1 pseudogene is annotated in these 842 nt (G+C 59.9%); it reads left to right on the top strand.

What is annotated here, in order from left to right:
- Positions 1–745 (top strand): annotated as a pseudogene (locus tag HWX00_RS36535) (type VI secretion system tip protein VgrG); the annotation flags it as partial.
- Positions 746–842: the final 97 nt, after the last annotated feature.

Raw genomic sequence — 842 nt, 5'->3', positions numbered from 1 at the left:
GGTTGGCCAGGACAAGAATGTTTCCGTCAAAGGCACGTCGACATCGGTGACCGGGATCTCGGTCAGCTACACGGGCATCTCGGTGTCGTACACGGGCTTGTCGGTGGGCTTCACCGGGGTGTCGTCATCATTCACCGGACTCAGCACGTCGTTTACCGGTGTCAGTACGGGTTTTACCGGCGTCTCGACGTCGTTTACGGGCGTCTCGACGGGTTTCACCGGAATCAGCACGTCGTTCACTGGTGTGGGTACCAGCTTCATGGGGGTATCCACGTCGTTCAAAGGGATGTCGACCAGCGTGACAGGAACGAGCAATTCGGTGACCGGCGTCTCGAACAGCATGACGGGTATCTCGTCGTCGCTGACGGATGTCAGTACGTCCGCGACGGGGCAGTCGCAGAGCATGACAGGCGTCTCGCTGTCATACACCGGCACATCGACGGGCATGACCGGCACGAGCACGTCGGTGACTGGCACGGCGACCAGTATCACAGGCACGTCAATCTCGAATACAGGAACGTCGACCAGCATCACGGGCGTATCGATCTCGACGACGGGCACTTCGACGAGCGTGACGGGGGCAAGCATGTCGACGACGGGCAGCTCGGTGAGCATGACGGGTTCGAGTGTTTCGACAACGGGTAGCGATGTATCGACCACGGGCTTCAGCTATTCGTACACGGGCGCCAGTTACTCGGACACCGGTGTGGACCTGAAGCAACTCGGCATGCAGGTGAAAAACTGATGAGGGAACCTGCATGCGTCTGATCGAATTGCGCAGCGACGTGCTGGACCCGGGTAGCGTCGCGCTCGCGTTGACGGTTCACGAAAACCTCTCGCAG

The sequence above is a fragment of the Burkholderia seminalis DSM 23518 genome (assembly GCF_902832885.1).
Classification (GTDB): domain Bacteria; phylum Pseudomonadota; class Gammaproteobacteria; order Burkholderiales; family Burkholderiaceae; genus Burkholderia; species Burkholderia seminalis.
The sequence above is the reverse complement of the archived record's forward strand: the minus strand, read 5'-3'. Positions and strand labels throughout refer to the sequence as shown.